A 25743-nucleotide genomic window follows, 5' to 3' on the forward strand; every position below is an offset into this window, starting at 1 on the left:
CAAAGTCCCTTTCACAAGTGACAAAATGTATAAAAAGTGCTAGAATGGTAGATGGTTGGGATGATATCATCCCCAAATAAAACTAAGGAGATGTTTAGAATGACTGCAACTAAACAACACAAAAAAGTTATCCTTGTCGGTGATGGTGCCGTAGGTTCAGCTTATGCTTATGCCCTTGTTAACCAAGGTATCGGTCAAGAATTGGGTATCATCGATATCAACAAAGACCGTACACAAGGTGACGCAGAAGATTTGAGCCACGCATTGGCCTTCACTTCACCTAAAAAAATCTACTCTGCTGAGTATTCAGATGCTCACGATGCAGACCTAGTTGTTTTGACAGCTGGTTTGCCACAAAAACCAGGTGAAACTCGCCTTGAATTGGTAGAGAAAAACCTTCGTATCAACCAACAAATCGTTTCTGAAATCGTTAAATCTGGTTTCAACGGAATCTTCCTTGTTGCTGCTAACCCAGTTGACGTATTGACTTACTCAACTTGGAAATTCTCAGGTTTCCCTAAAGAACGCGTTATCGGTTCAGGTACTTCTCTTGACTCAGCTCGATTCCGTCATGCTTTGGCTGAAAAAATCGGTATCGACGCACGTTCTGTTCACGCCTACATCATGGGTGAGCACGGTGACTCTGAATTTGCGGTATGGTCACACGCTAACGTTGCTGGTGTGAAATTGTATGACTGGTTGCAAGACAACCGCGACATCGACGAACAAGGTCTTGTTGACTTGTTTGTATCCGTTCGTGACGCTGCTTACTCTATCATTAACAAAAAAGGTGCTACTTACTACGGTATCGGTGTTGCCCTTGCTCGTATCACAAAAGCAATCTTTGACGATGAAAATGCAGTTCTTCCATTGTCAGTTTACCAAGCTGGTCAATATAAAGGAGTTGAAGATGTCTTTATCGGTCAACCAGCTATCATCGGTGCACACGGTATCGTTCGTCCAGTAAACATCCCATTGAACGATTCTGAATTGCAAAAAATGCAAGCTTCAGCTAAGCAGTTGAAAGACATCATCGACGATGCTTTCGCTAATCCAGAAATTGCTGCTGGTGTTAAAAACTAAGATATATAGAAAAGGTGAACCCATTGCGGTCCACCTTTTTTAATTCCGAACGTCATAACGCAACATAGCAATGCCATCTGTAACTGTAGTTTCTACCAAGGTCAACTTCTGCTCATCTGAAAGCTTATCAAAAAGAGAAATCCCTTCTCCTAAGATTGTTGGAATAATACCAATAATGAAATGGTCAATCAACTTGGCTTCCAAACAAGTCTGTACCAACCCTGCACCACCAAAAAGCCAAATGTCACCACCTTCTTCAGCTCGCAGTCGCTCAATTTCTGCAACAATGTCCTGCACAAATCGAACATTTTCATAATCCGTCTGTTCAGCACGGCTGGCAATGATAAACTCTTTAGCCTGATATCCCTCAATCATCTCCAAGGGGCAATCCTCTAACGATTTTCGCCCCATGATGACTGTATCACAGCTACTGAAAAATGCGGGATTATCGAATTGCAAGGTCGTGTCATATTTATCTGTACCATGCCCCTCTATCCAATCATAACTCCCGTCTGTTCGAGCGATATAACCGTCTAAACTCATTGCAATATTCAAAACTAGGCGTCTAGCCATAACTTTCCTCCTCACATATTCTCGAGTAACCAAGTATAACATAAAAATCTATATTAGGCAGAAGATGGATTTTAATTTCGAGCAAAAAGTGTCACCTATGCTGCCAGACTAGTTTGCCTTCTGATTTTCAAGCTCATGATAAAAAGGTCCACTGGACCTTTACTCGCCTTCGAATTTTCATGCTCGTGAAAAAACAACCCGTCGGGGTTGTTATTCGCTCTCCAGTTTTCAAGCTCATGATAAAAAGGTCCACTGGACCTTTTTATTACTTAGATTTAATATAGTTAACACCATCAGCTTTTGGTGCGACTGCTTTTCCGAAGAAGGCAGAGAGGGCAACTACTGTGATAAGATATGGTGCGATTTGAAGATAGACGGTTGGGATATCTTTCAAACCTGGAAGTTGGCTACCTACTACCGCTAAACTTTGTGATAGACCAAAGAAGAGGCTGGCTAACATGGCACCAATTGGGTTCCACTTACCAAAGATAACGGCAGCCAAGGCAATGAAACCTGAGCCAACAATTGTTGTTGCTGAGAAGTTAATGTTTACGGATTGGGCACTTACTGCACCACCAACACCTCCAAGGAAACCAGCAATCAATACACCGGCGTAACGCATAGCATAAACATTGATACCAAGTGTATCCGCTGCTTGAGGATGCTCACCAACTGAACGAAGACGAAGTCCAAACTTAGTTTTATAAAGAATAAACCAAGCAAGGAATGCAGTTGCAATAGCAACATAACCCATCAAACTCGTATTCTTAAAGAAAATATCTCCAATAACTGGAATATCAGCCAATACTGGGAATGAAAACTTACCGAATGACTGAGTGATGCTGTCAGTTTGTCCCTTGTTATAGATAACTTTGACAAGGAAGACACCCAAGGCTGGAGCTAGAAGGTTCAACACTGTACCAGATACGACGTGGTCTGCACGGAAGTTAATGGTAGCCATAGCATGAACTGCTGCAAATAGAACTCCAGCTAAACCACCAACTAGAATTGCTAACAAAGGAGTTGCTTTACCAAAGGTTTCAGCAAATTCAATGTTGAAGACAACGCCAGCAAAGGCACCGATAACCATAATTCCTTCCAAACCAACGTTTACGATACCGCCACGTTCGGAAAATACGCCACCAAGACTGGTAAAAATTAGGGGTGCTGAGTAGATTAACATCTGCGAAATGAGTAAGGCAAGAATGGAAATATTCATCTTATTTCGCTCCTTTCGCTTTATTTTTTGCTTTAAGCAATTGCTCAAAGATAAATTTCACACCGATAAAGAAGATGATAGACGCTGTTACAACGTTTATCAATTCAGGTGGAATTTGGGCACGAACCATACCTGGTGCCCCAACAGAGAGAACACCAAATAGGAAGGCTGCCAATGGGATACCGAGCGGTGAGTTTGAAGCCAAGAGGGCAACAGACATACCGTTGAAACCAATATCCAAGTTACCACTTTGAATGTAGACATTTTGGAAGGTACCTAGACCCTGGATAGCACCAGCAAGACCCGCAAGGGCACCTGAGATAACCATTGAAAGAATGATAGTACGTTTAGCTGACATACCTGCGTAGTCGGATGCCGTTGGGTTCAAACCAACTGAACGGATTTCAAAACCAAGTGTTGTTTTAGTTAACAAGAACCAGATGACCAAGACAGCTATAATTGCAAAGAAGATACCCAAGTTCATCCGTGAATTGTCTGTCAAAGCGCGGAGCCATTCTGTTTGGTAGGAAGCATTGGCTGAAACGTTGATGGTCGAATCCGTATTCTTCATCAAATCATCAGCAAATACTTCACGAATGATATAGTTACATGAGTAAAGCAAGATGTAGTTCATCATGATCGTGACGATAACTTCACTGGTACCAAGATAGGCACGCAAGATACCTGGAATAGAACCAGCTATACCACCAGCAATCATGGCAATAACTACTGTCGCTAAAATAAGAACTGGACGGGGCAAATCTGGATTTGACAAGGCAAACCAGCCTGCGAATACCCAGCCCACATAGGCTTGACCAGGCAAACCGACGTTGAAGAAACCAGCACGGCTAGCCACTGCGAAACCTAAAGCGGTAAAAATCAGTGGTGCCATAGCACGGAAAATTTCACCGATTGATTTTACATTACCAAAAGCTGAATAGAATAGTTCTTCGTAGCCCCAAATTGGGTCATAACCGAAGACAAGCATGATAATGGCACCTAACAACAGACCAGAAAATACTGCCAAAAATGGAAGGGCCACATTGTGATATTTCTTAGGCATGACTTTCTCCCTTCTCTAATTTTCCACCTGCCATCAAGACACCCAACTCCTGCTTATTTGTCGTCGCAGGATCGACGATACCATGGATAGTACCGTCATGGATAACAGCAATGCGGTCTGAAACATCCAAAATTTCATCCAATTCAAAGCTGACAACAAGAACTGCCTTGCCCTTGTCACGCTCTGCAATCAAACGTTTACGAATGTACTCGATAGCGCCAACGTCCAAACCACGAGTTGGTTGGCTAACGATGAGAAGATCTGGGTTACGGTCAATTTCACGGGCGATAATGGCTTTCTGCTGGTTACCACCTGACAAGGCCTTAGAAGGAACTAACTCACTGGCACCACGCACATCAAACTCTTCCATTAGCTGACGTGCCTTTTCATTGATAATATTGTAATTCAGAATACCATTCTTAGAGTTGGGCTCTTTATAGTATGTCTGCAAAGCAATATTTTCTGCAACAGACATTTGCAAAACCAAACCATCACGGTGACGGTCTTCAGGAACGTGGCTGACCTGCATCTCAGTGATTTTACGAGGTGTTTTACCAACAACTTCCTCACCCTTGATGGTAATGGAACCTGATTTAACCTTACGCAAACCTGTAATGGCTTGGATAAGCTCACTCTGTCCATTTCCATCGATACCAGCAATACCAACTACTTCTCCAGCTCGAACATCAAGATTAAGACCTTTAACTGCCGGAATGCCACGGTTTTCGTTTACTACCAAATCCTTGATAGACAGAATAACTTCCTTAGGATTTGAGGCAATTTTTTCTGTTTTGAAAGATACAGAACGTCCAACCATCCACTCAGCCAAGTCTTCATTGGTTGCACCCGCGACATCAACTGTTTCAATAGATTTACCACGACGAATAACGGTTACACGATCCGCAACGGCACGAATTTCATCCAGTTTGTGAGTAATCAGGATGATGGACTTGCCTTCTTCAATCAATTTCTTCATGATTTTGAGAAGCTCTGCTATTTCCGCAGGAGTCAAAACAGCCGTTGGCTCGTCAAAAATCAAGAGGTCTGCACCACGATAGAGGGTCTTCAAAATCTCTACGCGCTGTTGAGCTCCGACAGAAATATCTGCTACTTTAGCTGTCGGATCAACTTCTAGGCCGTAACGCTCGGACAATTCTTTGATTTCAGCAATGGCTTTTTTGAGGTCAATCACACCTGCCTTGGTTGTTTCTGAACCAAGAATGATATTTTCAGCAACTGTGAAAGCATCAACCAGCATAAAGTGCTGGTGCACCATACCAATACCTAAATGGGCAGCTTTAGAAGGTGAGTCAATGGATACAACCTCACCGTTAATTGCAATTTCTCCGCTGGTAGGCTCCAAAAGACCTGCCAACATATTCATAAGAGTTGATTTACCAGCGCCATTTTCACCAAGAAGGGCGTGGATTTCACCTCGTCTGACATGTAAGTTGATGTGGTCATTTGCTACAAATTCACCAAAAATCTTGGTAATATTGCGCATTTCAATGACATTATCCCTAGTCATAATCTTCTTCCTTTCTGACTATCATTTTTGTCAGTAAAACCTACCAGCTTCTGATAGGCTTTACTGAGAAAAATTCTCAGCTCCGAAAAGGGCGACCGATTTCAGCCGCCGCTTCGGAAAATTCTAATTCAAAAGATTAGTTTTCTGGAGTTTCTGGAACTTCAACCTTACCATCGATGATTGCTTGTTTCGCTTCAGCGATAGCTTTTGAAGCATCTTCTGAAAGGTTGGTTTCAGCCAATTCTACACCTTTATCTTTCAATGAGAATTGAACTACAGTACCACCAGGGAATTCTCCTGCAACAGCTTTTGTTGCGATATCTTTAACAGCAGTACCAACCTCTTTGATTGTAGAAGCCAATACGAAGTTAGAAGCTTTACCATCTTTAGATGTGTACTCACCTTCTGCAGATTGGTCACGGTCAACACCGATTACCCAAACTTTATCAGCTTCGTTACGAGTTTCGTTTTCAGCTTTTGCAGCAGCAAATACACCGTTACCTGTACCACCTGATGCGTGGAAGATTACATCAGCACCTGCAGCGTATTGAGCAGCAGCAAGTGTTTGACCCTTAGCAGCATCACCAAATGAGCCAGCGTAGTCAACTGTTACTTTGATAGATGGGTTAACAGATTTAGCACCTGCTACGAAACCAGCTTCAAAGCGGTCGATTACGACACCTTCCATACCACCGATGAAACCAACGTGGTTAGATTTTGTTGATTTAGCAGCTGCAACACCTGCCAAGTATGATGCTTGGTGGTCAGCAAAACCAACGCTAACAACGTTGTCAAGGTCTGGTACAACAGAGTCAACGATTACATAATGAGTATCTGTGTTGTTTGGAGCAACTTCAGCAATTGCAGACTCCAAGGCAAAACCGATACCAAATACAAGGTTGTATCCACCTGAAACAGCTGAATCAAGGTTCGTTACATAGTCAGATTCGCTAGCTGATTGGAAGTAGTCATAGCCATTACCTTTTTCAAGACCAGCTTCTTTACCCCAGGCAGTCAAACCTTCCCAAGCTGATTGGTTGAATGAACGGTCATCAACACCACCGATATCAGTAACGATCGCAGCTTTTACTGATGACTCAGCAGTTTCGCTACTTGATGAGCTATTTGATGTACGGCTACCGCAGGCAGCAAGAGTAAGTGCTGCAAGTGATACAACACCCAAACCAACAAGTTTCTTGTTCATTTCTGAACCCTCCTAAAAAATTCTTTGGCAACATTTCGTTGCAATGATAAATGGTTTCAGTCTAACGACTGGCTTACAAACTTAGGTCAAGTCTGTAAAAGAATATGGAAGTAATTCCCCGACTGTCATCTCGACTGTCGATTTATCTTTAGCGACCAAGGTCACTTTTAGATCCTGTTCAAAAAATTCTGCCATCACTTGACGACAAGCCCCACAAGGGGAGATTGGCTTTTCTGTTTCACCATAAATGACGATTTCAGAAAAATCAAGAACCCCCTCGGAAACAGCCTTAAAGATTGCTGTTCTTTCCGCACAATTGGTAAGACCAAAGCTAGCGTTTTCGATATTTACTCCTGTAAATATTTGACCATCTTTAGCAACCAAGACTGCACTTACTGGGAAGTGGGAATAGGGAACATAGGCCTGACGGCTATTTTCTACAACCAAATCAATCAGTTTAGTAGTCGCCATCCGCCTTTTCTCCCTTCATGATTGCAACACCTGATGAAGCACCAATACGAGTTGCACCTGCTTCAATGAAGGCAATTGCATCTTCATAAGAACGAGCACCACCTGAAGCCTTGACACCCATATCTGGTCCAACCGTTTTTCTCATGAGTGCAACGTCTTCAACAGTTGCACCACCTGTTGAGAAGCCTGTTGAAGTTTTGACAAAATCTGCACCCGCTTCTTTTGACAATTGGCAAGCTTTTACTTTTTCCTCTTCTGTCAAGAGGCAGGTTTCGATAATCACTTTGACCAGCTTATCACCGCTAGCAGCCACTACAGCCTGAATATCTTCTAAGACCAATTCATCGTTTTTAGACTTCAAAGCACCGATATTGATGACCATATCAATTTCATCAGCACCGTTTTCAATAGCATCTTTGGTTTCAAAGGCTTTAACAGCTGGTGTGTTTGCACCCAAAGGGAAGCCGATGACGGTACAAACTTTTACGTCACTATCCTTCAATTCTTGGGCTGCGTAGGCTACCCAAGTTGGATTGACACAGACACTAGCAAAGTCATATTCTTTGGCTTCTGCCAAAATCTGAGCAACCTGTTCTTTAGTGGTTTCTGGCTTTAAAATGGTATGATCGATATATTTATTAAGTTTCATACTTTCTCCGTACATTATGAAATAATCTCGATGATTTCTTTCGTTTTTACACTTACTTTATCTATTTTAACATTTTTCTTGAAATTTGTAAGCATATTTTCCGAAATATTTTCATTTGCGTAAATTGTTGCGATTTTTTCACCCTCGGCAATCGCTTCTCCGACTTTCTTATGGAAGACAATTCCTGTTTCATAGTCCAAATCGTCTGTCTTAACAGCCCGACCAGCACCAATTCTCATAGCAAATAGTCCGAATTCCAAAGCAGGAAGTCCAACGATGTAACCATCTTCATCAGAGAGTACGTCAACCTGATTAGAAACTTGAACCGGACGGTACAAGTCTTCCAAATCTCCGCCCTGAGCTACAACCATTTCTTCAAATTTCTTGAGGGCTGCTCCGTTTTCAATATGCTGGCAAACTTCTTCAACCGTTTTTTCAACGTTTGCTAAACTGAGCATGATTTGAGCCAATTCACAGATAAATTCTGTCACATCTGCTCTGCCATTTCCCTGAAGAATTTCCAAGGCTTCCAAAATTTCCAAGCGATTACCAATTGAGGTACCTACTGGCTGGGACATATCCGTCAAGACGGCTACTGTCTTGCGACCAACAGCTTTTCCAAGGTCAACCATGGTTCGTGCCAGAACACGCGCATCTTCGATGTTTTTCATGAAGGCACCTTCGCCAACCGTTACATCGAGAAGAATAGCGTCCGCACCAGCCGCAATCTTTTTAGACATGACCGAACTTGCAATCAAAGGAATGATATCCACAGTTGCCGTCACATCGCGCAGGGCATAAAGTAATTTATCAGCCTTAACCAGATTGTCCGATTGACCGATAACAGCCACACCCGTTTCCTGAACTTGCTTGATAAAGTCTTCTTGACTTATTTCGATTTGGTATCCTTTAATGGATTCCAACTTATCAAGTGTTCCACCTGTGTGGCCCAGACCTCGACCGCTCATCTTTGCAACAGGAACACCAAAACTTGCCACAAGCGGTGCCAAAATCAAGGTAACCTTATCACCTACACCACCAGTTGAGTGCTTATCAACCTTAACACCTGCAATCGCTGAAAGATCAATTTCCTCACCCGAATGCACCATAGCCATGGTCAAGTCTGAAATCTCTCTGGTAGACATTCCTTTAAAGTAGATAGCCATAGCCAAGGCTGACATTTGGTAATCAGGTACACTGCCATCCACATAACCATCAATCAACCACTGGATTTCCTCTGTAGTCAACTCTAAACCATCTCGTTTTTTCTGAATTAAATCAACTGCTCTCATTCTTTCACACTTTCAAGGATATAGTATCCCTTATCCTTTTTAATAATCTGGCAATTTCCAAACACTTCTTCCATCCGTTTTTTAGCGCTCGGTGCCCCTTGTTTTTTCTGGATAACTATTGTTAAGCTCCCACCGTCAACCAAGTGTTCCTTGGCACCTGTAATCACTTCATGCACAACTGATTTGCCAGCTCGAATGGGAGGGTTAGAAATCACATAATCAAAACTACCCTCAACTGCTTCATAGACATCGGATTGGAAAATCGTCGCAGAAACACCATTTTTCTCAGCATTTTTCTCGGCTAGCTCTAAAGCTCTGCTATTGACATCAATCATGGTAACATTTAGGTCATAAACTTTTGCTAAGGTCAATCCCAGAGGTCCGTAGCCACAGCCTACATCCAAGAGAGTTTTTCCCTTCGCTAGTTCTAGGGAATTCAAAAGCACCTGACTTCCATAATCAACCATTTTCTTACTAAATACACCAGCATCTGTTAAGAAAGTCATAGGAGTATCCAGCAAGCTGACACGGAGTTCATGAATATCATGTGCTGCACTTGGATTCTTTTCATAATACATATTAGACATACTCCGATTATACCATTTCTTAAAAACGTTTTCAAGAGTTTTGCAAGATTGGAAAATATGATAAAATGTAAGTATTATGTAAAACGCTTACTTCTATTAGAAAGAGTAAACTATGAAGAATGAATTTTTAAATTTTGAAGAAATCGACCGAAAAACCTGGCAACAGCTCCATCGTAAGACCACTATTCCCCTGAGCCAAAAAGAGCTCAATTCAATCAAGAGTTTCAATGACCGTATCCAACTGCATGAAGTATCTGATATCTATCTACCCCTTATCAACCTTATTCATATTTATCGGAAGGCTCGAAAGGACCTCAATTTCACCAAGAGCCTCTTCCTGCAAAAATCCATCAAACCTCAGCCTTTTATTATCGGTGTTTCTGGTAGTGTGGCCGTAGGAAAATCCACCACCAGCCGCCTGCTTCAAATCCTAATCGCCCGTACCTTTAAACACGCCAAAGTTGAATTGGTCACAACAGATGGATTCCTCTATCCAAATGCCATTCTGGAAGAGCGCCAGATATTGAACAAAAAAGGATTTCCAGAGTCCTATGATATGGAAAAATTGATTGATTTCGTGGACAAGATTAAAAACGGCTACGATTGTCAAATCCCTGTCTATTCTCATGAGATTTATGACATCGTACCGGATCAGCTTCAGGAAATTAAGGCCCCTGACTTTCTGATTGTGGAGGGTATCAATGTGTTTCAAAATCCACAAAACCAACGACTTTATGTCAGTGATTATTTCGACCTGTCCATTTACGTTGATGCCGATGTGGAACATATTGAAACCTGGTACCTAGAACGTTTCCAAAAATTATTAACTCTGGCAAAGAATGATCCCAACAACTACTACCATCGTTTTACTCAGATGACCTATCCAGAAATCATTGCCATTGCCCAAAATACTTGGAAAAATATAAACCTAGCTAATTTGGAAAAGTTCATCGAACCTACCCGAAACCGTGCAGACATTATTCTCCATAAGGCTGATAACCATGAGATTGATAAAATTTATCTAAAAAAATAAATTTCACTTGTCAAAACCTATCTTTTCAGATATAATGGTATAGTTAGTACAAGAAAGGGTGGAGGTGAAACCATTGGCAAACATTAAGTCAGCTATCAAACGCGCTGAATTGAACGTTAAACAAAACGAAAAAAACTCAGCACAAAAATCAGCTATGCGTACGGCAATCAAAGCATTTGAAGCTAACCCATCTGAAGAGCTTTTCCGCGCTGCTAGCTCAGCAATCGATAAAGCAGAAACTAAAGGTTTGATTCACAAAAACAAAGCAAGCCGCGACAAAGCACGTCTTGCATCAAAACTTGCTTAATAAAAAAAGAAACCTTCGGGTTTCCTTTTTTTATCCTCTCATTCTTACCAGCCAGTCACTTCAAACGTATAGGTCTGGTCATTGTAAAAATACTGATAGGTATATACATCTCCCAAGGCATAAAAGAGATTATTGTTGTCACTGCCTGCTAAATTCACCATTTCTTGCAAGGCTTGCTGGTTTGCAAATTGCAGAAAAATCCTCTCTGCCCCCTGCTCTTTCTGCTGACGAACACTTTCTAAGATAGCTAGCTCATCAAAGCTTGGGAAATAGGCTCCCATTTGCATATAATAATTAAGGGAATTGTCTTGAGCAGATGGATAGGCCAAGGGCCTTGACTGAAAAGGGTATTCCTTGCCCCAGTAAGCCAGTAAATCACTATCAGCCTTTCTACTTCTATTTAAAAATTCATCCGTAACACAGAGATAGTCATAAGAGATATCTGATTTCGCTTGACCACCCATGGCTTCTTCAAAGACAGGATCACCCCAGGTCGTGTCAATACCGTAGTACTGACCATCAATCTGAACCAGGTTCCATGCATGGCCGATTTGGTTTCCCTGCTCACTGTTAGCCATGCCACTAACATAGATACAATCTATACCAGCTAATTTACATAAATACTGAAAGGTTCGGCTATAGCCTGCACATACAGATTTCCGTTCAAGAAGAACACTAGTAATCCCCTGTTCTTTCCAAGAAAGACTGTCATTGGACAGGGCCTCTAAATCATAGTCAGTTTGTTTGATAATAGTTTCGTAGAAAAACTTGACCATCTCATAATCTGAACCTTTAGGAGCTTGTTCAATAATAGCTCGGGCAAGATTTTCAAGTTGCCAACTGACTTGCTCAACATCATCAGGATAGATAGGATTTGATAAGTCTGAAAAACCAATGCCATCAACCATGGCATCCGTTAACCAATAGTATTCTGGGAAATCATTGGCAACAGAAAAATAGACACGAGTATAGGTTTCCTGATTGACCGAATCAATCTCAATCCTGCTTTCTCTTTTTCTCAAGCCATTAACAAATTGGAGATAGACACGCTGTTCCCTGTCTGTATCCAACTCTTGAAAATAAAAATTCCCCGCAACTTCTTCCCTTAGCGCAGACAATTCTGCCTCACGTTCATTCTTCTCCTGAACAAATTCAAATTGTAGGTCTTTTAGTTTGTCTGCTACTTGATTAGTTGAACAAGCAGTCAAAGTGATTACCGAAAGACTGAGGAGGCAAATAAGGGTTGATTTTCGGGTATAGAAATACTCTTTCATGGTTCACTCCTAACAACAATTTGCTCTTGAACTAGGGAAAGAACAGAGTTCAGAGCACTTACAGATTAGTATATCATACTTGACAAAAAAGAGGAGTAGGAAACCTGTTTAAAGGTTCCACTACTCCTCTTTTTTATCTCATCTAATAAAATCAAGAACTAATCTAATTAGTATTATTTAGGAAGATGGACTTCAAAAATACTCCCTTTTGGTTGATTATCTTTGACAAGAATTTGACCATTGAGGGATTTGATAATCTGTTGAGCCAAAGAAAGTCCCAGACCAAAACCACCTTTTTGGCGTGTCCGTGCCTTATCAACCCTATAAAAGCGGTCAAATATTTTCTTCTTATCTGCATCTGAGATACCTAGACCATTATCAGCTACAGCGATGGAAACATGGCGCTCCTTCATAGTAGCCGTAATGTGAATGTCACCATTCTCATCCGTGTATTTCATTGCATTATCAAATAATATCGTTAATAATTGCTTCAACAGAACCCTGTCCGTTCGGAAGGACTTTTGAATGAGATTATCAGCCCTAAACTTCTTACCATTTTCCTCAGCAATGATACGGTAGTTTTCAAATACTTCATCCAAGTAGGCAGGGCTCACCTCTACTATATCTAGCTTAAATCCATCGTCACGCCGAGCAAGATTGAGCAGATTGGTCGTCAGTAGGCGCATATTTCGTACTTCTTCCAGACTAGAACCAATACTCTCACTACTGTCCAAAATCGTTGCTTCTGGATGACGGAATAGACTTTCCAAGCGATTTTGCAATACCGCCAGTGGTGTACGCAATTCGTGGCTAGCATTCTCGACAAAATCCTTTTGCTTTTGATAGCTTATTAAAATAGGTTTCATGCTGAGATTAGCCAAGTAAATACTAGCGACAATAGAAATTAACCAAGCTGAAATCATAACTACAGCTACAGTCGATTCATAAGTTCCAATAGAAGACTTTATCTGGCTGACATTGACCAAAATCGTTGCGCAGGTAATGTCATAGTTAGAATAATAGCCCAAATCCTCTGCGGATAATTCAACCGTGATATAGCGGTAATGTTCCTCAGAACCAAATGGAGTTTCAACCGTCAACTCCTTGATTTCCCCCAACTTTTCTTTATCGACTTTCAAATCGGATAAACCTGTAAAATTATCCGGGTTCAAAAGTGCACCACTCTTGCTATAGAGCAAAACATGGGTATTGGTGCCTAACCTCATTGGTTGATCACCTTTCTTATCCTTTGGTGGTGGATCCTCCGATGAAGCAGTCGTTGAGGAGGAATTTGTTGCAGAATGTTGCTCACTTTCATCATGGATAATAAATTCAGAATCTGGCTCATAGGTCCGCGCAATTGCAAAACCAATCATCATAGAGGGTTCATCCTTAATCCGACTTAGTGTATCATCTGTCGTCTGATACATAGTGGAGCGCATGAGCTGAAAGATGATGGCTGTCATCAAACCAAATATCAGGGTAAATACAGCAAAATAGCGAATGAAGAAGGAAAAACTTTCCGTATTGACAATCTTTTTATATCTCTTAAACATTCTTTAGAATGTAGCCGACACTGCGAAGGGTTTGCAGATTTTCCCCGAAGGCCGTTCCTTTCAATTTTTTACGAACTTTTGACACATAAACTTCCACTACTGAAATGGTCGTATCGCTGTCAAATCCCCACAGGCGATCGAAAATCTGTGTCTTAGGTAGGATAACATTTTGATTTTGTAGGAAATAGACCAATAGTTCAAACTCTTTGCCCAGTAGTTCAACTTCTTTACCATCTACCTTTGTGGAATTAGTCGCAAGATCAACTGTCACATCACCGTAGGTCAATTGATTGTCGTTGAATTTACCTGAACGTTTAAGGAGGGCTTGAATACGCATTTTCAACTCTTCCAAATAGAAAGGCTTGGTCAAATAATCGTCCGCACCCAATTCAAATCCATGACCTTTATCTTCAAGACTTTCCTTGGCTGTTGTAATCAGAACAGGGGTTGTCACTCCTTTTTCACGCAATTCTTTCAAGACTTGGAAGCCATCCTTCTCAGGCAACATCAAGTCCAAGAGAATAAGGTCATACACACCTGACTCAGCCTCGTAAATTCCTTCTTCTCCATCAAAAACCTGCATGACATCTGCAAAATCATCTAGGAAGTCAAAAACTGAATTGGATAGGCTTAAATCGTCTTCTACTAACAAAATCTTTATCATGTTTATCTCCTTTTTCTACTATGTGAAATCGTTCAAGGAACTAAGGAAGAACTTGAACTTTGATTTTCTGTCACTTTTATCGAGTTCATTCTGTATGACCAACAAAGCTGGGGCAATTATACCACTTTTTTCTTATTTTTCCTATTGGTTTGATGTCACGGAACTACCTGAAATTTGTGCTTTTATTTCTTTATTTTTCTCTTTTAGGGCATTGACTTCATCAGAGGAAGTATTCGACTGACTAGAACCACTTGTAACATCGGGTGGTATTGTAGCTTGATTAGGTGACATTCTATTGGTATTAGCATTGTGATCAGACGGCACTCCTCGCATTGCTCCATTTTTTCCAGGAGGCATACCTCGTAAACGACCATTAGGTGCTGGAGGAGTTTGGTTTCCAAGGATTGAATGATCTTGGTTTTGCGCCAAAGTGGCTTGACTTTGACTAGTCGCATTTCCTACACTTTTTGCAACTGACATCCCACCAGCAAATCCTACAGTGGCCGCAGTTATAGCAACCGCTGCCAATACTGTTTTCGATTGCGACTTTAATAGATTGATGATTGACATGAAATCCCTCTTTTCAATTTATATTTATCAGAATAATGGTAACCATCTGATGATAAAAATAGTATAAAATGAAAAACTTAAAGCAAACTAAAGGTCGGTAGCACATTCTTATACCATACAAAAAGAAGCCCTTTCGGACTTCCATCTTACAATTCAGTGATGTCGCCTGTTCGTAGGTAAACAACCCACTCACAGATATTTTTAGCATAGTCACCAACACGTTCCAAGTAAGTCAACACTTGGAAATAGTCACGACCAGCAACCAAAGAATCTGGATTTTTCTTGATTTCCTCAGTTGTCAATTCTTGGATAGATGAGTAAAAACCATTGACCACTTCATCACGTGCCGCTACTTCATAAGCACGCTCCATATCCGCATCACCAAGGTAAAGTTCCAAGGTTTGCTCTACTAGTTGACGAACCTCGCGCCCCATTTTCTTGATTTCTTCTTCAACAACAGGAATGCGAACTTCCCCCTTCATACGAATCGCAGCCTTGGCAACTGAAACAGCATGGTCACCCATACGCTCCAAGTCACTAGTAGCCTTCAAAACAGTGATAACACGACGAAGGTCTGTTGAAACAGGTTGTTGTAGGGCAATGATTTCAAGTGATTTTTTCTCTAGTTTCACTTCAAAAGCATTGATTTTCTTATCCGCTTCAATCACTTCTTTTGCTAACTCACGATCATGAGTGGTGAAAGCACGAACAGCATTATTGATTTGTGCCAACACTTCGTTACCCATGGCATAAAATTGATTATGGAGTTTGCCTAATTCTTCTTCAAACTGAGCTCTTAACATACGAACCTCTTTTCTATTTCTTACGGCCTAGCCGAATTTACCTGTGATGTAGTCCTCTGTTTCTTTACGTTTCGGACTGAGGAACATTTCTTTGGTCAAGTCATACTCGATCAAATCTCCGTCCAAGAAGAAACCAGTTCTATCTGAAATACGTGACGCTTGTTGCATCGAACGCGTTACCAAGACCATGGTATATTTGTCCTTCAAACCATAAAGCGTATCTTCAATCTTACCAGCTGAAATTGGGTCCAAGGCTGATGTCGGTTCATCCAACAAGATAATCTTTGGACTGGTTGCCAGTACACGGGCTACACAGACACGTTGCTGCTGACCACCTGACAAACCAACGGCTGAATCATGCAAGCGGTCCTTAACCTCGTTCCAAATAGATGCTCCAATCAAAGAACGTTCTACTGCTTCATCCAGAATTTGCTTATCCTTAATACCGTTAATACGAAGACCGTAAACAACATTCTCATAGATGGACATAGGGAATGGGTTCGGTTGTTGGAAAACCATACCGATTTCCTTGCGAAGGTCTACTGTATCTGTACGAGGACTGTAAATATTTTTCCCATTGTAATCAATGGCACCAGTCAAGGTCACTTCTGGGTTCAAATCGCCCATGCGGTTAATAGCACGCAAGAGGGTTGACTTACCAGAACCTGACGGACCAATCAAGGCTGTAATTTCATTTGGATAGAAATCAATTGAAACGCTATTCAAGGCCTTTTTCTTATTGTAGTAAACAGATAAATCTTTTACTTGTAAAATAGGTGATGTCATAGTTTTCCTTTCTATCCAAAGTGACCAGAAACATAGTCGTTAGTTGACTTGAGTTTTGCATTTTGGAAGATATTCGCTGTCTTGTCATACTCGATTAGGTCGCCAAGATAGAAGAAAGCGGTGTAATCACTTGCACGAGCAGCTTGTTGCATGTTGTGCGTTACGATGATAATGGTGTAGTCTTTCTTCAACTCAAACATGGTTTCTTCCAATTGCATCGTCGCGATTGGATCCAAGGCTGAAGCTGGTTCATCCATGAGCAAGATTTGTGGTTTCACAGAAATCGCACGCGCGATACACAAACGTTGCTGTTGTCCACCTGACAAGGTAAAGGCTGACTTATGCAAGTCGTCTTTTACCTGATCCCAGAGGGCTGCTTGTTTAAGAGAAGTTTCAACAATCTCATCCAAAACTTTTTTATCTTTCACACCCGCACGCTCATGGGCAAAGGTAATGTTACGATAAATTGATTTTGCAAATGGGTTTGGACGTTGAAATACCATTCCGATATGCTTACGAATTTCGTAAACGTTCATGTCAGGTCTGTTGATATCAATACCTTCATAAAGGATTTGGCCTGTTACCTTAGCAATGTCAATCGTATCATTCATACGGTTTAGACTGCGAAGATAGGTTGATTTACCACAACCCGATGGACCAATCAAGGCTGTAATTTTATTTTTTTCGAACTGCATATCAATGCCCTTGATGGCTTCATTTTTACCATAGTAAACATGAACATCTTTTGTCGAAAGGGCAATATTTTCTTCTGGGAAAGTAATGATATGGCGTTCATTCCAGTTATAATCTGCCATTTTTTCTCCTTATAAGTCAGACTTCTAAGCTGCTGAAGTCATTTTCGCATGAAGTTTCTTACCGATATAACGAGCAGAAAGGTTGAAAATCAAGATGAATACCAAGAGGATGGCTGCTGAACCAGCTGACACTTGAGTTGCATCTGGGATTGTCCCTTCGCTGTTGACCTTCCAAATGTGAACCGCAAGGGTCTCTGATTGACGGAAGATAGAAATCGGGCTCGTAACACTCAATGGATTCCAGTTTGACCAGTCAAGGGCTGGTGCTGATTGACCCGCTGTATAGATAAGGGCAGCCGCTTCACCAAAGATACGACCTGATGCCAATACAATACCTGTTACAATACCAGGCAGTGCTTCAGGAATAACTACGTGAAGAACCGTTTCCCAACGAGATAAACCAAGGGCCAAACCAGCTTCACGTTGTGTATGGTGAACGTGACGAAGGCTGTCCTCAACGTTACGGGTCATCTGTGGCAGGTTAAAGACTGTCAGAGCCAAGGCTCCTGACAAGATGGAGAAACCATACTCAAACTGTACAACGAAAATCAAGTAACCAAACAAACCAACGACAACTGATGGAAGAGATGACAAAATCTCAATACAGGTACGGATGAAGTTTGTCAAAGGACCTTTCTTTGCATATTCTGCCAAGTAAATCCCTGCACCTGTTGACAAGGGAACAGAAATCAAGAGCGTTACAACCAATAGGAAGAATGAGTTGTAGAGCTGAATTCCTATACCACCACCAGCTTTATATGAAGATGATTTGCTAGTCAAGAAATGCCAGTCAACATGTGGCAAACCGCGGAGCAAGATATAGAGAATAAGTGATGTCAAAATAACGACAATCACCGTAGCGATGGAGTAAAGAATACCAGTCGCCAATTTATCGAATTTTTTAGCGTGCATAGTTTTTCTTACCCTCTCTCGTAATAAATTTCATAATCATGTTAAAGATAAGGCTCATCAAGAGCAAGACAAGAGCCAAGGACCAAAGAACGTTGTTTTGAACTGTTCCCATAACCGTATTACCAATACCCATGGTCAACACAGAAGTCAAGGTCGCTGCAGGCGTTGTGAGAGAAGTTGGGATAACCGCTGAGTTACCAACTACCATCTGAATCGCCAAGGCTTCACCGAAGGCACGCGCCATTCCGAAGATTACGGCCGTGAAAATACCTGGTTTAGCGGCATTCAAGATAACGCGCCAAATTGTCTGCCAACGAGTTGCACCCATTGCCAAACTTGCTTCACGGTAGTGACGAGGCACCGCACGCAAACTATCGACCGTCATAAAGGTTACTGTTGGTAAAATCATGACAAAGAGGACAAATACCCCTGACAAGATACCAAAACCAGTACCACCGAAGATTGAGCGTACAAAAGGCACAACCACTTGCAAACCAATGAAACCATATACTACTGACGGAATTCCGACTAGAAGCTCGATAACAGGTTGCAAGATCTTAGCACCACGCTTAGGTGAAATTTCTGTCATGAAAACTGCTGCACCGATAGCAATTGGTGTTGCTACGATAGCTGACAAAATCGTAACGATGAAAGAACCTGAAATCATCGGCAGAGCCCCAAAGATTTTAGAGCTTGGTTCCCACTTGCTTCCAAACAAGAAATCAGTGATACTCACACCATCCACAAAGAAAGTCGATAAACCACGCTGCGCAACGAAAATCAAAATCATGGCAACGATAAAGACAATCAGCGATAGGCATAGGAAGGTAATGACCTTACCAAACTTCTCCAAGCGGGAGTTCTTAGACGGAGAAGATAATTCTTTAGCTAGTTGTTCGTTTTTCATGCTTACTCCTTCTCTGTCACTGTGCCATCAGCACTCTTTTCAACCTTCATATCATTGATAGAGATATAGCCCATGCTTTCAACGATACCATCTTGAACTTCGTCTGACATCATGTAGTCCAAGAATTCCTCCGTTAATTCAGTTGGCTCACCCTTGGTGTACATATGCTCATAAGACCAGATCGGCCAAGCATTGGTTGCCACGTTTTCTGCAATTGGCTCAGCACCGTTTAGCTTGATGGTTTTTACTGAGTCATCAAGATAAGCGAATGACAAGTAGGAAATAGCACCTGGTGTTTGAGCTACGATAGACTTAACCATCCCGTTTGAATCCTGCTCTTGGCTTTGTGCCGCTGTATGACCATCCATAATGATACTATCAAACGTCGCACGAGAACCAGAACTTGCTGCACGGTTGATGATGGAAATCTCCAAATCCTTACCACCAAGCTCCTTCCAGTTGGTAATCTCACCAGTGAAAATCTTACGAAGATCTTCTGTAGTAATATCGGCAACTGTTACCTTTTCATTGACAATAACGGCTAGACCTGCAACGGCAACCTGATGGTCGACCAATTTGCTAGCATCGATACCATCCTTCTCTTCCGCAAACACGTCCGAGTTACCAATCTGAACAGCTCCAGACTGGACCTGGGACAGACCTGTACCTGATCCACCGCCCTGTACGTTAATAGATTTTCCGATATTGACACTACCGAATTCATCTGCTGCGGCTTCAACTAGAGGTTGAAGGGCTGTAGAACCGACTGCAGTAATAGACTCTCCACGGTCAATCCATGAGGAACAACCAGCAAGAGCTACACTACTCAAAAGAAACAAAGCTGCAATTCCAAGCTTCTGCTTTTTTTTCATTTCGTTTTTTCCTTTACATTTTTCAGTGGAATCTCCTTATGATTTCCTTGTATTTTACAAGGAATTTACAAGTTATTTCCACTCATCCACTATATCATATAAAAAGACAAGTTGCAAAAAAAATCTGCTTAATTCAACTAAAATCTCAAGCCCTTAGGAAAGGCATTTTTAAGGGTACCAGAAACAATTTTCGCAAATCCTAGACCATTTCCCTGAACTGCTACTTGATACCAACCATTAGGTAGGTCCTTAGAAACTGCAACAGTCTGTCCAGCCACATATGCTACAAAATCATCTGAACTGATATCTACTCTATGCTTGACTTCTGAACTGTGCAGCGCCAGACCCAAGGCGAAACTAGGTTCAAAGCGTTTCTTCTTGAAAGTGCCCAAATGAAGTCCATTCCGTGCAATCTTAACTTTAGACAAATCTGGCAATCCATCAGGCAAGAGATAGAGATTATCTCCAAAAACCTGTAACAGACCGGACAATTGAACAGTTAAATGCTTCTGCTCAAATTCTTTCCAGAGAGCTTGTTGCTCTCTATTTAGGTTTGATTTCCCTGGCTTCATTTTTTTCTGCTTGGCTTCACCTCTATATCTAAACTTGGCTACAAACTGCCCCTCTCCTGCAAAATAATGGGGGTACATGCGAGCCGTTTGAGGGTAGCCAATCCCTTCTGCCATGCCATTGATTTTGGGAATATCAAGCAACTCTAGCTCATAATTCTCCAATAGCCAAGCGACAATTTCTTCATTTTCCTCTGGTGACCAAGTACAGGTCGAGTATATCAACTGACCTTCTGGAGCCAGCATTTCTAAAGCGGATTCTAAAATTTCTCGCTGTAGGCTAGCACACTGGGCTGGATAATCTTTTGACCAATACTGAATAGCAGCAGGATCCTTTCTGAACATACCTTCCCCGGAACAAGGAGCATCTAAGACAATCATGTCAAAATAAGCTGGAAAGACCTTGGCCAAGCGGTCGGCAGACTCATTTGTCACGACTACATTTCTTGCTCCAAACCGTTCAATATTTTCTGCTAGAATTTTTGCCCGTTTGCTTGAAATTTCATTACTCACTAGTAGTCCGGTATTGTCCAGATAAGAAAGCAGGTGGGTTGATTTTCCACCCGGTGCAGCAGCCAGATCCAAGACCTTCATTCCCTTTTCAGGACTAGCAACCTGTCCGACTACTTGGGCAGCTGGTTCTTGTGAATAGACCAAACCAGTCACGTGTTCTGGCGATTTACCTGAAACTTTACCATAGTAAGACCAAGGCATATCTGGAATTGGTTGGTCAAAAGTGACTTGATGTTCCTTCAAGGGATTTGTCCGAAAACCTGAAATAGCTGGCTCATCAAAACTCTCAAAAAATGCTTGGGCTTCTGGACCAAGCAAATCACTATATTTATCAATAAAATCCTGTGGTAATTGCATTAAAATAAATACCTCTTCACTTCCTCTAAGTGTTGATTGGCAACGAGGACAACATGTTCTCTCTTATCAAATGAGGGGACTTCTGCTTCCAAGCTCAGCAAACTAAATCCCAATCCTTGACCTAAGATACTGGCCGCAGCATAATCCCATGGATACAAATAGGAAGCGTAGGCAAATAGCCTTCCTTCTAAAACATGGGTGAAACCAATACCTGCACTGCCAACTGATCGTGTGCCTAAAGTCTGATTTGCTAGGTCAGCCAAGCCATGTTGATTGGCTGCGTAGAGTTGAGCATTCAAGCCCATCAGACTTTGCTGGAGGGGAGCAAATGTCTGTTGCTTTAACGGCTCCTCATTGCAACATACTAGAAAGTTTCCGCCTCCGCGAAACAATTTATTCTGTATAACATCATAAATCAGACCAAACTGTCCAACTCCGTTTTCAAAATAGGCGACCATAATAGCAAAATCATTTTTCTGTGCAATAAAATTGCTAGTTCCATCAATCGGATCTATAACCCATACATTTCCCTGTGAAATAGAACTGACGTCGCCACCTTCTTCACCAAAAATGAAGTCATTGGGATAATTTGTTTTAAGTTTATTAGTAAGGTAATCTTGAACTTCCTTGTCCAAGTGGGTCACCAAATCTCTGGCACTAGCCTTTTCTTCAATTTCCAATTGATCATCTAAATGCTGACGTAAAAAATCCCCTGCAGCCAAAACAAGTGATTGGGCTAAGCGATACTTAGTTTCCAAGACGGACAACCCCTTTCCCTTTCTCCTTAGCAGCCTTGATAACTTGATAAGTGGAATAGCCAGATACTTCTTCAAATTCGCGATCAATCTGGCGCTCCTGCCCCTTACTCTTTACAACATCCTTAAATTCTTTATAGCTGGTAAGGATAGCACTTGCATCCGCACCTTTTTCATAGGCTGCCTCCACCTGATTTAAAAAAGAAAGCACGGAGGAAATCTCCTCTGTGCTCCACGAAAAATCAAGTGGATATGAATAATTTTTGTTCATATCTTCTAAATCTATCTTTCTTATCCGATTTCTGCCCTCAATGTAGCATTTTTTAGTTCTTGCTTGCGGTATTTGCGTGGTAAGAATGCACGAATTTCATCTTCATTGAAACCGATTTGCATCCGTTTCTCGTCCAAAATAATGGGACGGCGCAAAAGACTTGGGTAAAGTTCAATCAGCTCAATCAACTGTTTAATGGACAACTCATCTACATCAATATTCAGCTTTTGAAAAACCTTGGAACGAGTAGAAATCAAATCATCTGTTCCATTTTCAGTCAAAGCCAATATCTTTTTCAGTTCATCCGCCGTCAAAGGGCTGGTCATGATATTGTGTTCAACAAAAGGGACTTCGTGACTGGTCAACCAAGCACGCGCCTTACGGCAACTGGTACAACTCGGTGATAAAAATAACGTAATCATCCACTAATCCCCCCTTCTACATTATCCTACAAGTCTATTATAATGCATTTTAGCTCAGTTTTCAATAGGAATTTTAGTCTAATTCTCTTAATTTTTCTAAAGCTTCTATTTTAGCTTCTAATCGCTTGATTATCTCTGTTTGTTCATCCATTTTTGAAAGCAATAAATCCAACTTGGTTTCTTTTTCTGTTTCAGAGAAAAAGCGGGTAATGGTCGAAGTCACCATACCAAAGGTACTAATTCCGACCAACATCAAGAGGATGGCAATTACTTTTGAAATGGTATCTTGGGGAACAATATCCCCATAACCCACGGTTGTCATGGTAACAATAGACCACCAAACTGCGTCAAAAAAGGATTTGCCTTCAATGGCTGATAACAGGACGCTAGCAGTCAAAACGGCCGAAAGGTTTAACATCAAGACCTTAGACAAACTGTTGGTATGCAAGAGCCTGTTAACCGTATTCCAAAAACGATTGGAAAGGGCAAAAATGCGAGCTACCTTGACCAACCTAAATAGCCGAGCCAAACGCCCCAAACGAAGAAAACTAAAGACGGAATCGAAAGGAATAATCGCAATCAATTCTAAGATATGGGTTTGTATGTAGTCCATACTATCATCTGCATAATAGAGGTTGACAAAGTAGTCACAGACGAAGATAAACCAAAGTAGCCAGTCTAAGGCGTTATAACCAGCCGAACTTGCAATACTGGCATCTATCAGCTCAAGAATAATCAAAAAAACATAAACGATAGCTAGATAGGTCATCCCTTTTTCATATCGGGGATCTTGAATTATTCTTTTAATCATTTTTCCCCCATTGCAAAGCGAATACTTCATCCAACTTCATCTGTTCCATTAGGCTATCAATTCCATCAAATTTGACCATGTCGCGAATTTTTTCGAGCCAGAAAATAGTGATTTTTTCACCATAAATAAATCGGTCAAATCCAAAAATATGGGCCTCAATCCGCATGTCAGTTCCGTCAAAAGTGACATTTTTTCCAACGCTTGTCATGGCACGATAGCGTCTGCCATCCACTTCAACATCGGCTACATAGACCCCTTCTGATGGCAAATGTACTCGGTCAAATGGAGCCAGATTTGCTGTAGGATAGCCAATTGTGCGGCCTCTGGCATCTCCATGCACCACAATTCCTTCCGTCATAAAAGTATAGCCTAACAGACGATTGGCTAATGCAACATTTCCTGCTTGAATGACTTGTCGGATACGGGTAGACGATACCTTTTCTCCATCTAGACCGACTTCTTCTACGATTTCAACCTGCCCATCAAATAGACTGGTCAAATCCTGGACATCTGCTCTGCAATTGCCGAAATGATAATCAAAACCAGCCACCAAGACCTGGGCATTAAGACCTCTTATGTAGCGGTCCAAAAACTGCTGGGGGGTGTTACTGGCAAATTCACTGGTAAATTTGGTCAAAACCAGCTGGTCCACACCGTATGTTTCTAGGAGGCGATAGCGTTCCTCTTGACTGGTTAAATGGAGCAAGAGCTCTGGAGCGAAACGAGCAAAGGCTAGGCGAGGGGACTCTGGAAAGGTCAGTACGGTCACTGACAAGCCCTTTTCATCTGCCACTTTCCTTGCTCGATCCAGGAGCGCCTTATGACCTAGATGAATGCCATCAAAATAACCTAATACCAAAACAGTCGGCTCTTCCTGATGGAGTTCTTGATAATTTTTAATCGTTCTAATCTTCATAGTGTTTATTTTATCACAACTAGGCTAAAACTTCTTCAAGAAAAACCTTCCGAGGCTTATAGACTTGGTCACGTTTTTCTAGGATAGCCGCCAGTTTCTCCTTATGAAAACCTGCCAACAAATTCGCCTGACTATCTAAGGTGATAAAACGACCAAATCTGGCATCAATAACTTGCTCAATCGTCAAATCAACAATAGGCAAATCACCAATTCCTTGTTCAATGGGACGAAGGAAGGAATAATCAGCTTGAGCTACCTTGTCAGCAATTTCGTCAATAGTCAGGGCATCTGATAAATGCATACCAGCTGATCCTGTCCGCTCCAGCTTGGACATATGGCTGGCATAGCCTAATTTAGCTCCCAAGTCAACAGACAGGGTACGGACATAGGTTCCCTTGCCACAACGAACTCGAAAGGTAAATCGGGCACAGTCATCTGCTAACTCAATCGGGCTGGTTCGCTCAAAACTGTATATGTCGATTTGGCGTTGAGGACGTTCGACTTCTTCACCCGCCCGTGCGTATTCGTAAAGTTTGCGGCCCTTGACCTTGACGGCTGAGTACATGGGCGGAATTTGGGTAATGGTCCCTACAAAGCTAGTCATGGCCTCATCAACTGCCTGCTCTGCTATTTCCCGAACAGGGGTCCGCTCGACGATATCGCCCGAAGCATCTTCTGTCGTGGTTGAGTAGCCGAGGGTAATCTCCCCCTCGTAAATCTTGCCCTCTTCCTGCATATACTCAATCATGCGCGTGGCCTTGCCGACTGCGATGGGCAGAACACCTGTCACATCTGGGTCCAAGGTACCACCATGCCCAACCTTCTTCTCCTGCAAAATCTTGCGGAGCTTAAAAACAACATCGTGCGAGGTCATGCCCGCCTCTTTTTTTACGTTAATAATTCCTGAAATCATTCTTCCATTATATCACAAAGGACCGCTCTTGTGGGCGGTCCTGTATGA

The 25743-nt window shown here is 41.8% G+C and carries 29 protein-coding genes; 3 read left to right on the forward strand and 26 right to left on the reverse strand.

Translation table 11 applies throughout. The features are described from left to right. The first annotated feature begins 99 nt into the window (after positions 1-99). Positions 100-1083, forward strand: coding sequence for an L-lactate dehydrogenase (locus C1G53_RS05220; protein ID WP_105117931.1), 984 nt, complete (start codon positions 100-102; stop codon positions 1081-1083). A 39-nt stretch (positions 1084-1122) separates the two neighbouring features. Here the strand turns inward: C1G53_RS05220 and C1G53_RS05225 are convergent, their stop codons facing one another. The 9 genes from C1G53_RS05225 to C1G53_RS05265 form a co-directional block, all read right to left on the reverse strand. Further along, positions 1123-1656 carry a dihydrofolate reductase family protein gene (locus C1G53_RS05225; protein ID WP_105117932.1) on the reverse strand — a complete coding sequence of 178 codons (534 nt, stop codon included), beginning with the start codon at positions 1654-1656 and terminating at the stop codon, positions 1123-1125. Between the two features lie 265 nt (positions 1657-1921). Continuing rightward, the gene (locus C1G53_RS05230) at positions 1922-2875 is read right to left on the reverse strand and encodes an ABC transporter permease (RefSeq protein ID WP_105117933.1); all 954 of its coding nucleotides are present in this window, start codon (positions 2873-2875) and stop codon (positions 1922-1924) included. A gap of 1 nt (position 2876) precedes the next feature. Next, positions 2877-3938, reverse strand: coding sequence for an ABC transporter permease (locus C1G53_RS05235; RefSeq protein WP_105109423.1), 1062 nt, complete (start codon positions 3936-3938; stop codon positions 2877-2879). Next, complete coding sequence (locus C1G53_RS05240) at positions 3931-5466, reverse strand: ABC transporter ATP-binding protein (protein ID WP_105117934.1); 1536 nt, start codon at positions 5464-5466, stop codon at positions 3931-3933. The genes C1G53_RS05235 and C1G53_RS05240 overlap by 8 nt, the downstream gene beginning before the upstream one ends. 136 nt (positions 5467-5602) lie before the next feature. Next, positions 5603-6670, reverse strand: coding sequence for a BMP family lipoprotein (locus tag C1G53_RS05245; RefSeq protein WP_105117935.1), 1068 nt, complete (start codon positions 6668-6670; stop codon positions 5603-5605). An 81-nt stretch (positions 6671-6751) separates the two neighbouring features. After that, positions 6752-7141, reverse strand: coding sequence for a cytidine deaminase (locus C1G53_RS05250; protein WP_105117936.1), 390 nt, complete (start codon positions 7139-7141; stop codon positions 6752-6754). Then, complete coding sequence (gene deoC, locus C1G53_RS05255) at positions 7128-7790, reverse strand: deoxyribose-phosphate aldolase (RefSeq protein ID WP_105117937.1); 663 nt, start codon at positions 7788-7790, stop codon at positions 7128-7130. The genes C1G53_RS05250 and deoC overlap by 14 nt, the downstream gene beginning before the upstream one ends. A 14-nt stretch (positions 7791-7804) precedes the next feature. Next, positions 7805-9082 carry a pyrimidine-nucleoside phosphorylase gene (locus C1G53_RS05260; RefSeq protein ID WP_105117938.1) on the reverse strand — a complete coding sequence of 426 codons (1278 nt, stop codon included), beginning with the start codon at positions 9080-9082 and terminating at the stop codon, positions 7805-7807. After that, positions 9079-9669: a class I SAM-dependent methyltransferase gene (locus tag C1G53_RS05265; RefSeq protein ID WP_105117939.1), complete on the reverse strand. Its 591-nt coding sequence runs from the start codon at positions 9667-9669 to the stop codon at positions 9079-9081. Before C1G53_RS05265 ends, C1G53_RS05260 begins: the two co-directional genes overlap by 4 nt. Before the next feature lie 112 nt (positions 9670-9781). Between C1G53_RS05265 and coaA the strand changes: the two genes are divergently transcribed. Both coaA and rpsT read left to right on the forward strand, forming a co-directional pair. Further along, positions 9782-10702: a type I pantothenate kinase gene (coaA, locus tag C1G53_RS05270; RefSeq protein WP_105114818.1), complete on the forward strand. Its 921-nt coding sequence runs from the start codon at positions 9782-9784 to the stop codon at positions 10700-10702. A gap of 58 nt (positions 10703-10760) precedes the next feature. Beyond that, a complete protein-coding gene (rpsT, locus tag C1G53_RS05275) occupies positions 10761-11009 on the forward strand; it encodes a 30S ribosomal protein S20 (protein WP_012027069.1) in 249 nt (82 codons plus the stop codon). Positions 11010-11053: 44 nt separating this feature from the next. On the opposite strand, the gene C1G53_RS05280 is transcribed toward rpsT, so the two are convergent. The 17 genes from C1G53_RS05280 to truB all read right to left on the reverse strand — a co-directional run bounded on the left by C1G53_RS05280 (position 11054) and on the right by truB (position 25692). Beyond that, a complete protein-coding gene (locus tag C1G53_RS05280; RefSeq protein WP_105117940.1) occupies positions 11054-12283 on the reverse strand; it encodes a transglutaminase domain-containing protein in 1230 nt (409 codons plus the stop codon). 173 nt (positions 12284-12456) lie between these two features. Further along, positions 12457-13839, reverse strand: coding sequence for a sensor histidine kinase (locus C1G53_RS05285; protein ID WP_105117941.1), 1383 nt, complete (start codon positions 13837-13839; stop codon positions 12457-12459). Further along, positions 13832-14503 carry a response regulator transcription factor gene (locus tag C1G53_RS05290; RefSeq protein WP_105117942.1) on the reverse strand — a complete coding sequence of 224 codons (672 nt, stop codon included), beginning with the start codon at positions 14501-14503 and terminating at the stop codon, positions 13832-13834. The genes C1G53_RS05285 and C1G53_RS05290 overlap by 8 nt, the downstream gene beginning before the upstream one ends. Positions 14504-14644: 141 nt before the next feature. Then, positions 14645-15073, reverse strand: a complete 429-nt coding sequence (locus C1G53_RS05295) for a hypothetical protein (protein ID WP_105117943.1) — start codon at positions 15071-15073, stop codon at positions 14645-14647. A 146-nt stretch (positions 15074-15219) separates the two neighbouring features. Next, positions 15220-15876, reverse strand: a complete 657-nt coding sequence (gene phoU / locus C1G53_RS05300; RefSeq protein ID WP_105117944.1) for a phosphate signaling complex protein PhoU — start codon at positions 15874-15876, stop codon at positions 15220-15222. 27 nt (positions 15877-15903) lie between these two features. After that, positions 15904-16662, reverse strand: a complete 759-nt coding sequence (gene pstB / locus C1G53_RS05305) for a phosphate ABC transporter ATP-binding protein PstB (protein WP_105117945.1) — start codon at positions 16660-16662, stop codon at positions 15904-15906. An 11-nt stretch (positions 16663-16673) separates the two neighbouring features. Beyond that, positions 16674-17477 (reverse strand): phosphate ABC transporter ATP-binding protein PstB, encoded by an 804-nt coding sequence (gene pstB, locus C1G53_RS05310; RefSeq protein WP_029173634.1) that lies wholly within the window; start codon positions 17475-17477, stop codon positions 16674-16676. A gap of 24 nt (positions 17478-17501) precedes the next feature. Then, positions 17502-18389: a phosphate ABC transporter permease PstA gene (pstA, locus tag C1G53_RS05315; RefSeq protein ID WP_044758719.1), complete on the reverse strand. Its 888-nt coding sequence runs from the start codon at positions 18387-18389 to the stop codon at positions 17502-17504. Beyond that, complete coding sequence (gene pstC / locus C1G53_RS05320; RefSeq protein WP_029176378.1) at positions 18379-19296, reverse strand: phosphate ABC transporter permease subunit PstC; 918 nt, start codon at positions 19294-19296, stop codon at positions 18379-18381. The genes pstA and pstC overlap by 11 nt, the downstream gene beginning before the upstream one ends. Positions 19297-19298: 2 nt before the next feature. Further along, complete coding sequence (locus tag C1G53_RS05325) at positions 19299-20168, reverse strand: phosphate ABC transporter substrate-binding protein PstS family protein (RefSeq protein ID WP_105117946.1); 870 nt, start codon at positions 20166-20168, stop codon at positions 19299-19301. A gap of 137 nt (positions 20169-20305) precedes the next feature. Further along, on the reverse strand, positions 20306-21607 hold the full coding sequence (locus C1G53_RS05330; protein WP_105117947.1) for an RsmF rRNA methyltransferase first C-terminal domain-containing protein: 1302 nt from the start codon (positions 21605-21607) through the stop codon (positions 20306-20308). Beyond that, positions 21607-22365 (reverse strand): inositol monophosphatase family protein, encoded by a 759-nt coding sequence (locus C1G53_RS05335; RefSeq protein WP_105117948.1) that lies wholly within the window; start codon positions 22363-22365, stop codon positions 21607-21609. Before C1G53_RS05335 ends, C1G53_RS05330 begins: the two co-directional genes overlap by 1 nt. Beyond that, on the reverse strand, positions 22355-22633 hold the full coding sequence (locus tag C1G53_RS05340) for a UPF0223 family protein (RefSeq protein WP_105117949.1): 279 nt from the start codon (positions 22631-22633) through the stop codon (positions 22355-22357). The genes C1G53_RS05335 and C1G53_RS05340 overlap by 11 nt, the downstream gene beginning before the upstream one ends. 20 nt (positions 22634-22653) lie before the next feature. Continuing rightward, positions 22654-23055 carry a Spx/MgsR family RNA polymerase-binding regulatory protein gene (locus tag C1G53_RS05345; RefSeq protein ID WP_105117950.1) on the reverse strand — a complete coding sequence of 134 codons (402 nt, stop codon included), beginning with the start codon at positions 23053-23055 and terminating at the stop codon, positions 22654-22656. Between the two features lie 73 nt (positions 23056-23128). Continuing rightward, entirely contained in the window at positions 23129-23866 is a 738-nt protein-coding gene (locus C1G53_RS05350) for a potassium channel family protein (RefSeq protein ID WP_105117951.1), read from the reverse strand. After that, positions 23859-24782, reverse strand: a complete 924-nt coding sequence (locus C1G53_RS05355) for a bifunctional riboflavin kinase/FAD synthetase (RefSeq protein WP_105117952.1) — start codon at positions 24780-24782, stop codon at positions 23859-23861. The genes C1G53_RS05350 and C1G53_RS05355 overlap by 8 nt, the downstream gene beginning before the upstream one ends. Positions 24783-24801: 19 nt before the next feature. Further along, entirely contained in the window at positions 24802-25692 is an 891-nt protein-coding gene (gene truB, locus C1G53_RS05360) for a tRNA pseudouridine(55) synthase TruB (RefSeq protein WP_161941381.1), read from the reverse strand. Between the last annotated feature and the right edge of the window lie 51 nt (positions 25693-25743).

The organism is Streptococcus suis (assembly GCF_002960445.1).
Taxonomy (GTDB): Bacteria; Bacillota; Bacilli; order Lactobacillales; family Streptococcaceae; genus Streptococcus; species Streptococcus hyiners.

What these genes read in the sequence shown, in the direction of transcription:
- C1G53_RS05220 (WP_105117931.1), top strand. Translation starts at nt 100, where the DNA reads ATGACTGCAACTAAACAACACAAAAAAGTTATCCTTGTCGGTGATGGT.
- C1G53_RS05225 (WP_105117932.1), bottom strand. Translation starts at nt 1,656, where the DNA reads ATGGCTAGACGCCTAGTTTTGAATATTGCAATGAGTTTAGACGGTTAT.
- C1G53_RS05230 (WP_105117933.1), bottom strand. Translation starts at nt 2,875, where the DNA reads ATGAATATTTCCATTCTTGCCTTACTCATTTCGCAGATGTTAATCTAC.
- C1G53_RS05235 (WP_105109423.1), bottom strand. Translation starts at nt 3,938, where the DNA reads ATGCCTAAGAAATATCACAATGTGGCCCTTCCATTTTTGGCAGTATTT.
- C1G53_RS05240 (WP_105117934.1), bottom strand. Translation starts at nt 5,466, where the DNA reads ATGACTAGGGATAATGTCATTGAAATGCGCAATATTACCAAGATTTTT.
- C1G53_RS05245 (WP_105117935.1), bottom strand. Translation starts at nt 6,670, where the DNA reads ATGAACAAGAAACTTGTTGGTTTGGGTGTTGTATCACTTGCAGCACTT.
- C1G53_RS05250 (WP_105117936.1), bottom strand. Translation starts at nt 7,141, where the DNA reads ATGGCGACTACTAAACTGATTGATTTGGTTGTAGAAAATAGCCGTCAG.
- deoC (WP_105117937.1), bottom strand. Translation starts at nt 7,790, where the DNA reads ATGAAACTTAATAAATATATCGATCATACCATTTTAAAGCCAGAAACC.
- C1G53_RS05260 (WP_105117938.1), bottom strand. Translation starts at nt 9,082, where the DNA reads ATGAGAGCAGTTGATTTAATTCAGAAAAAACGAGATGGTTTAGAGTTG.
- C1G53_RS05265 (WP_105117939.1), bottom strand. Translation starts at nt 9,669, where the DNA reads ATGTCTAATATGTATTATGAAAAGAATCCAAGTGCAGCACATGATATT.
- coaA (WP_105114818.1), top strand. Translation starts at nt 9,782, where the DNA reads ATGAAGAATGAATTTTTAAATTTTGAAGAAATCGACCGAAAAACCTGG.
- C1G53_RS05280 (WP_105117940.1), bottom strand. Translation starts at nt 12,283, where the DNA reads ATGAAAGAGTATTTCTATACCCGAAAATCAACCCTTATTTGCCTCCTC.
- C1G53_RS05285 (WP_105117941.1), bottom strand. Translation starts at nt 13,839, where the DNA reads ATGTTTAAGAGATATAAAAAGATTGTCAATACGGAAAGTTTTTCCTTC.
- C1G53_RS05290 (WP_105117942.1), bottom strand. Translation starts at nt 14,503, where the DNA reads ATGATAAAGATTTTGTTAGTAGAAGACGATTTAAGCCTATCCAATTCA.
- C1G53_RS05295 (WP_105117943.1), bottom strand. Translation starts at nt 15,073, where the DNA reads ATGTCAATCATCAATCTATTAAAGTCGCAATCGAAAACAGTATTGGCA.
- phoU (WP_105117944.1), bottom strand. Translation starts at nt 15,876, where the DNA reads ATGTTAAGAGCTCAGTTTGAAGAAGAATTAGGCAAACTCCATAATCAA.
- pstB (WP_105117945.1), bottom strand. Translation starts at nt 16,662, where the DNA reads ATGACATCACCTATTTTACAAGTAAAAGATTTATCTGTTTACTACAAT.
- pstB (WP_029173634.1), bottom strand. Translation starts at nt 17,477, where the DNA reads ATGGCAGATTATAACTGGAATGAACGCCATATCATTACTTTCCCAGAA.
- pstA (WP_044758719.1), bottom strand. Translation starts at nt 18,389, where the DNA reads ATGCACGCTAAAAAATTCGATAAATTGGCGACTGGTATTCTTTACTCC.
- pstC (WP_029176378.1), bottom strand. Translation starts at nt 19,296, where the DNA reads ATGAAAAACGAACAACTAGCTAAAGAATTATCTTCTCCGTCTAAGAAC.
- C1G53_RS05325 (WP_105117946.1), bottom strand. Translation starts at nt 20,168, where the DNA reads ATGAAAAAAAAGCAGAAGCTTGGAATTGCAGCTTTGTTTCTTTTGAGT.
- C1G53_RS05330 (WP_105117947.1), bottom strand. Translation starts at nt 21,607, where the DNA reads ATGCAATTACCACAGGATTTTATTGATAAATATAGTGATTTGCTTGGT.
- C1G53_RS05340 (WP_105117949.1), bottom strand. Translation starts at nt 22,633, where the DNA reads ATGAACAAAAATTATTCATATCCACTTGATTTTTCGTGGAGCACAGAG.
- C1G53_RS05345 (WP_105117950.1), bottom strand. Translation starts at nt 23,055, where the DNA reads ATGATTACGTTATTTTTATCACCGAGTTGTACCAGTTGCCGTAAGGCG.
- C1G53_RS05350 (WP_105117951.1), bottom strand. Translation starts at nt 23,866, where the DNA reads ATGATTAAAAGAATAATTCAAGATCCCCGATATGAAAAAGGGATGACC.
- C1G53_RS05355 (WP_105117952.1), bottom strand. Translation starts at nt 24,782, where the DNA reads ATGAAGATTAGAACGATTAAAAATTATCAAGAACTCCATCAGGAAGAG.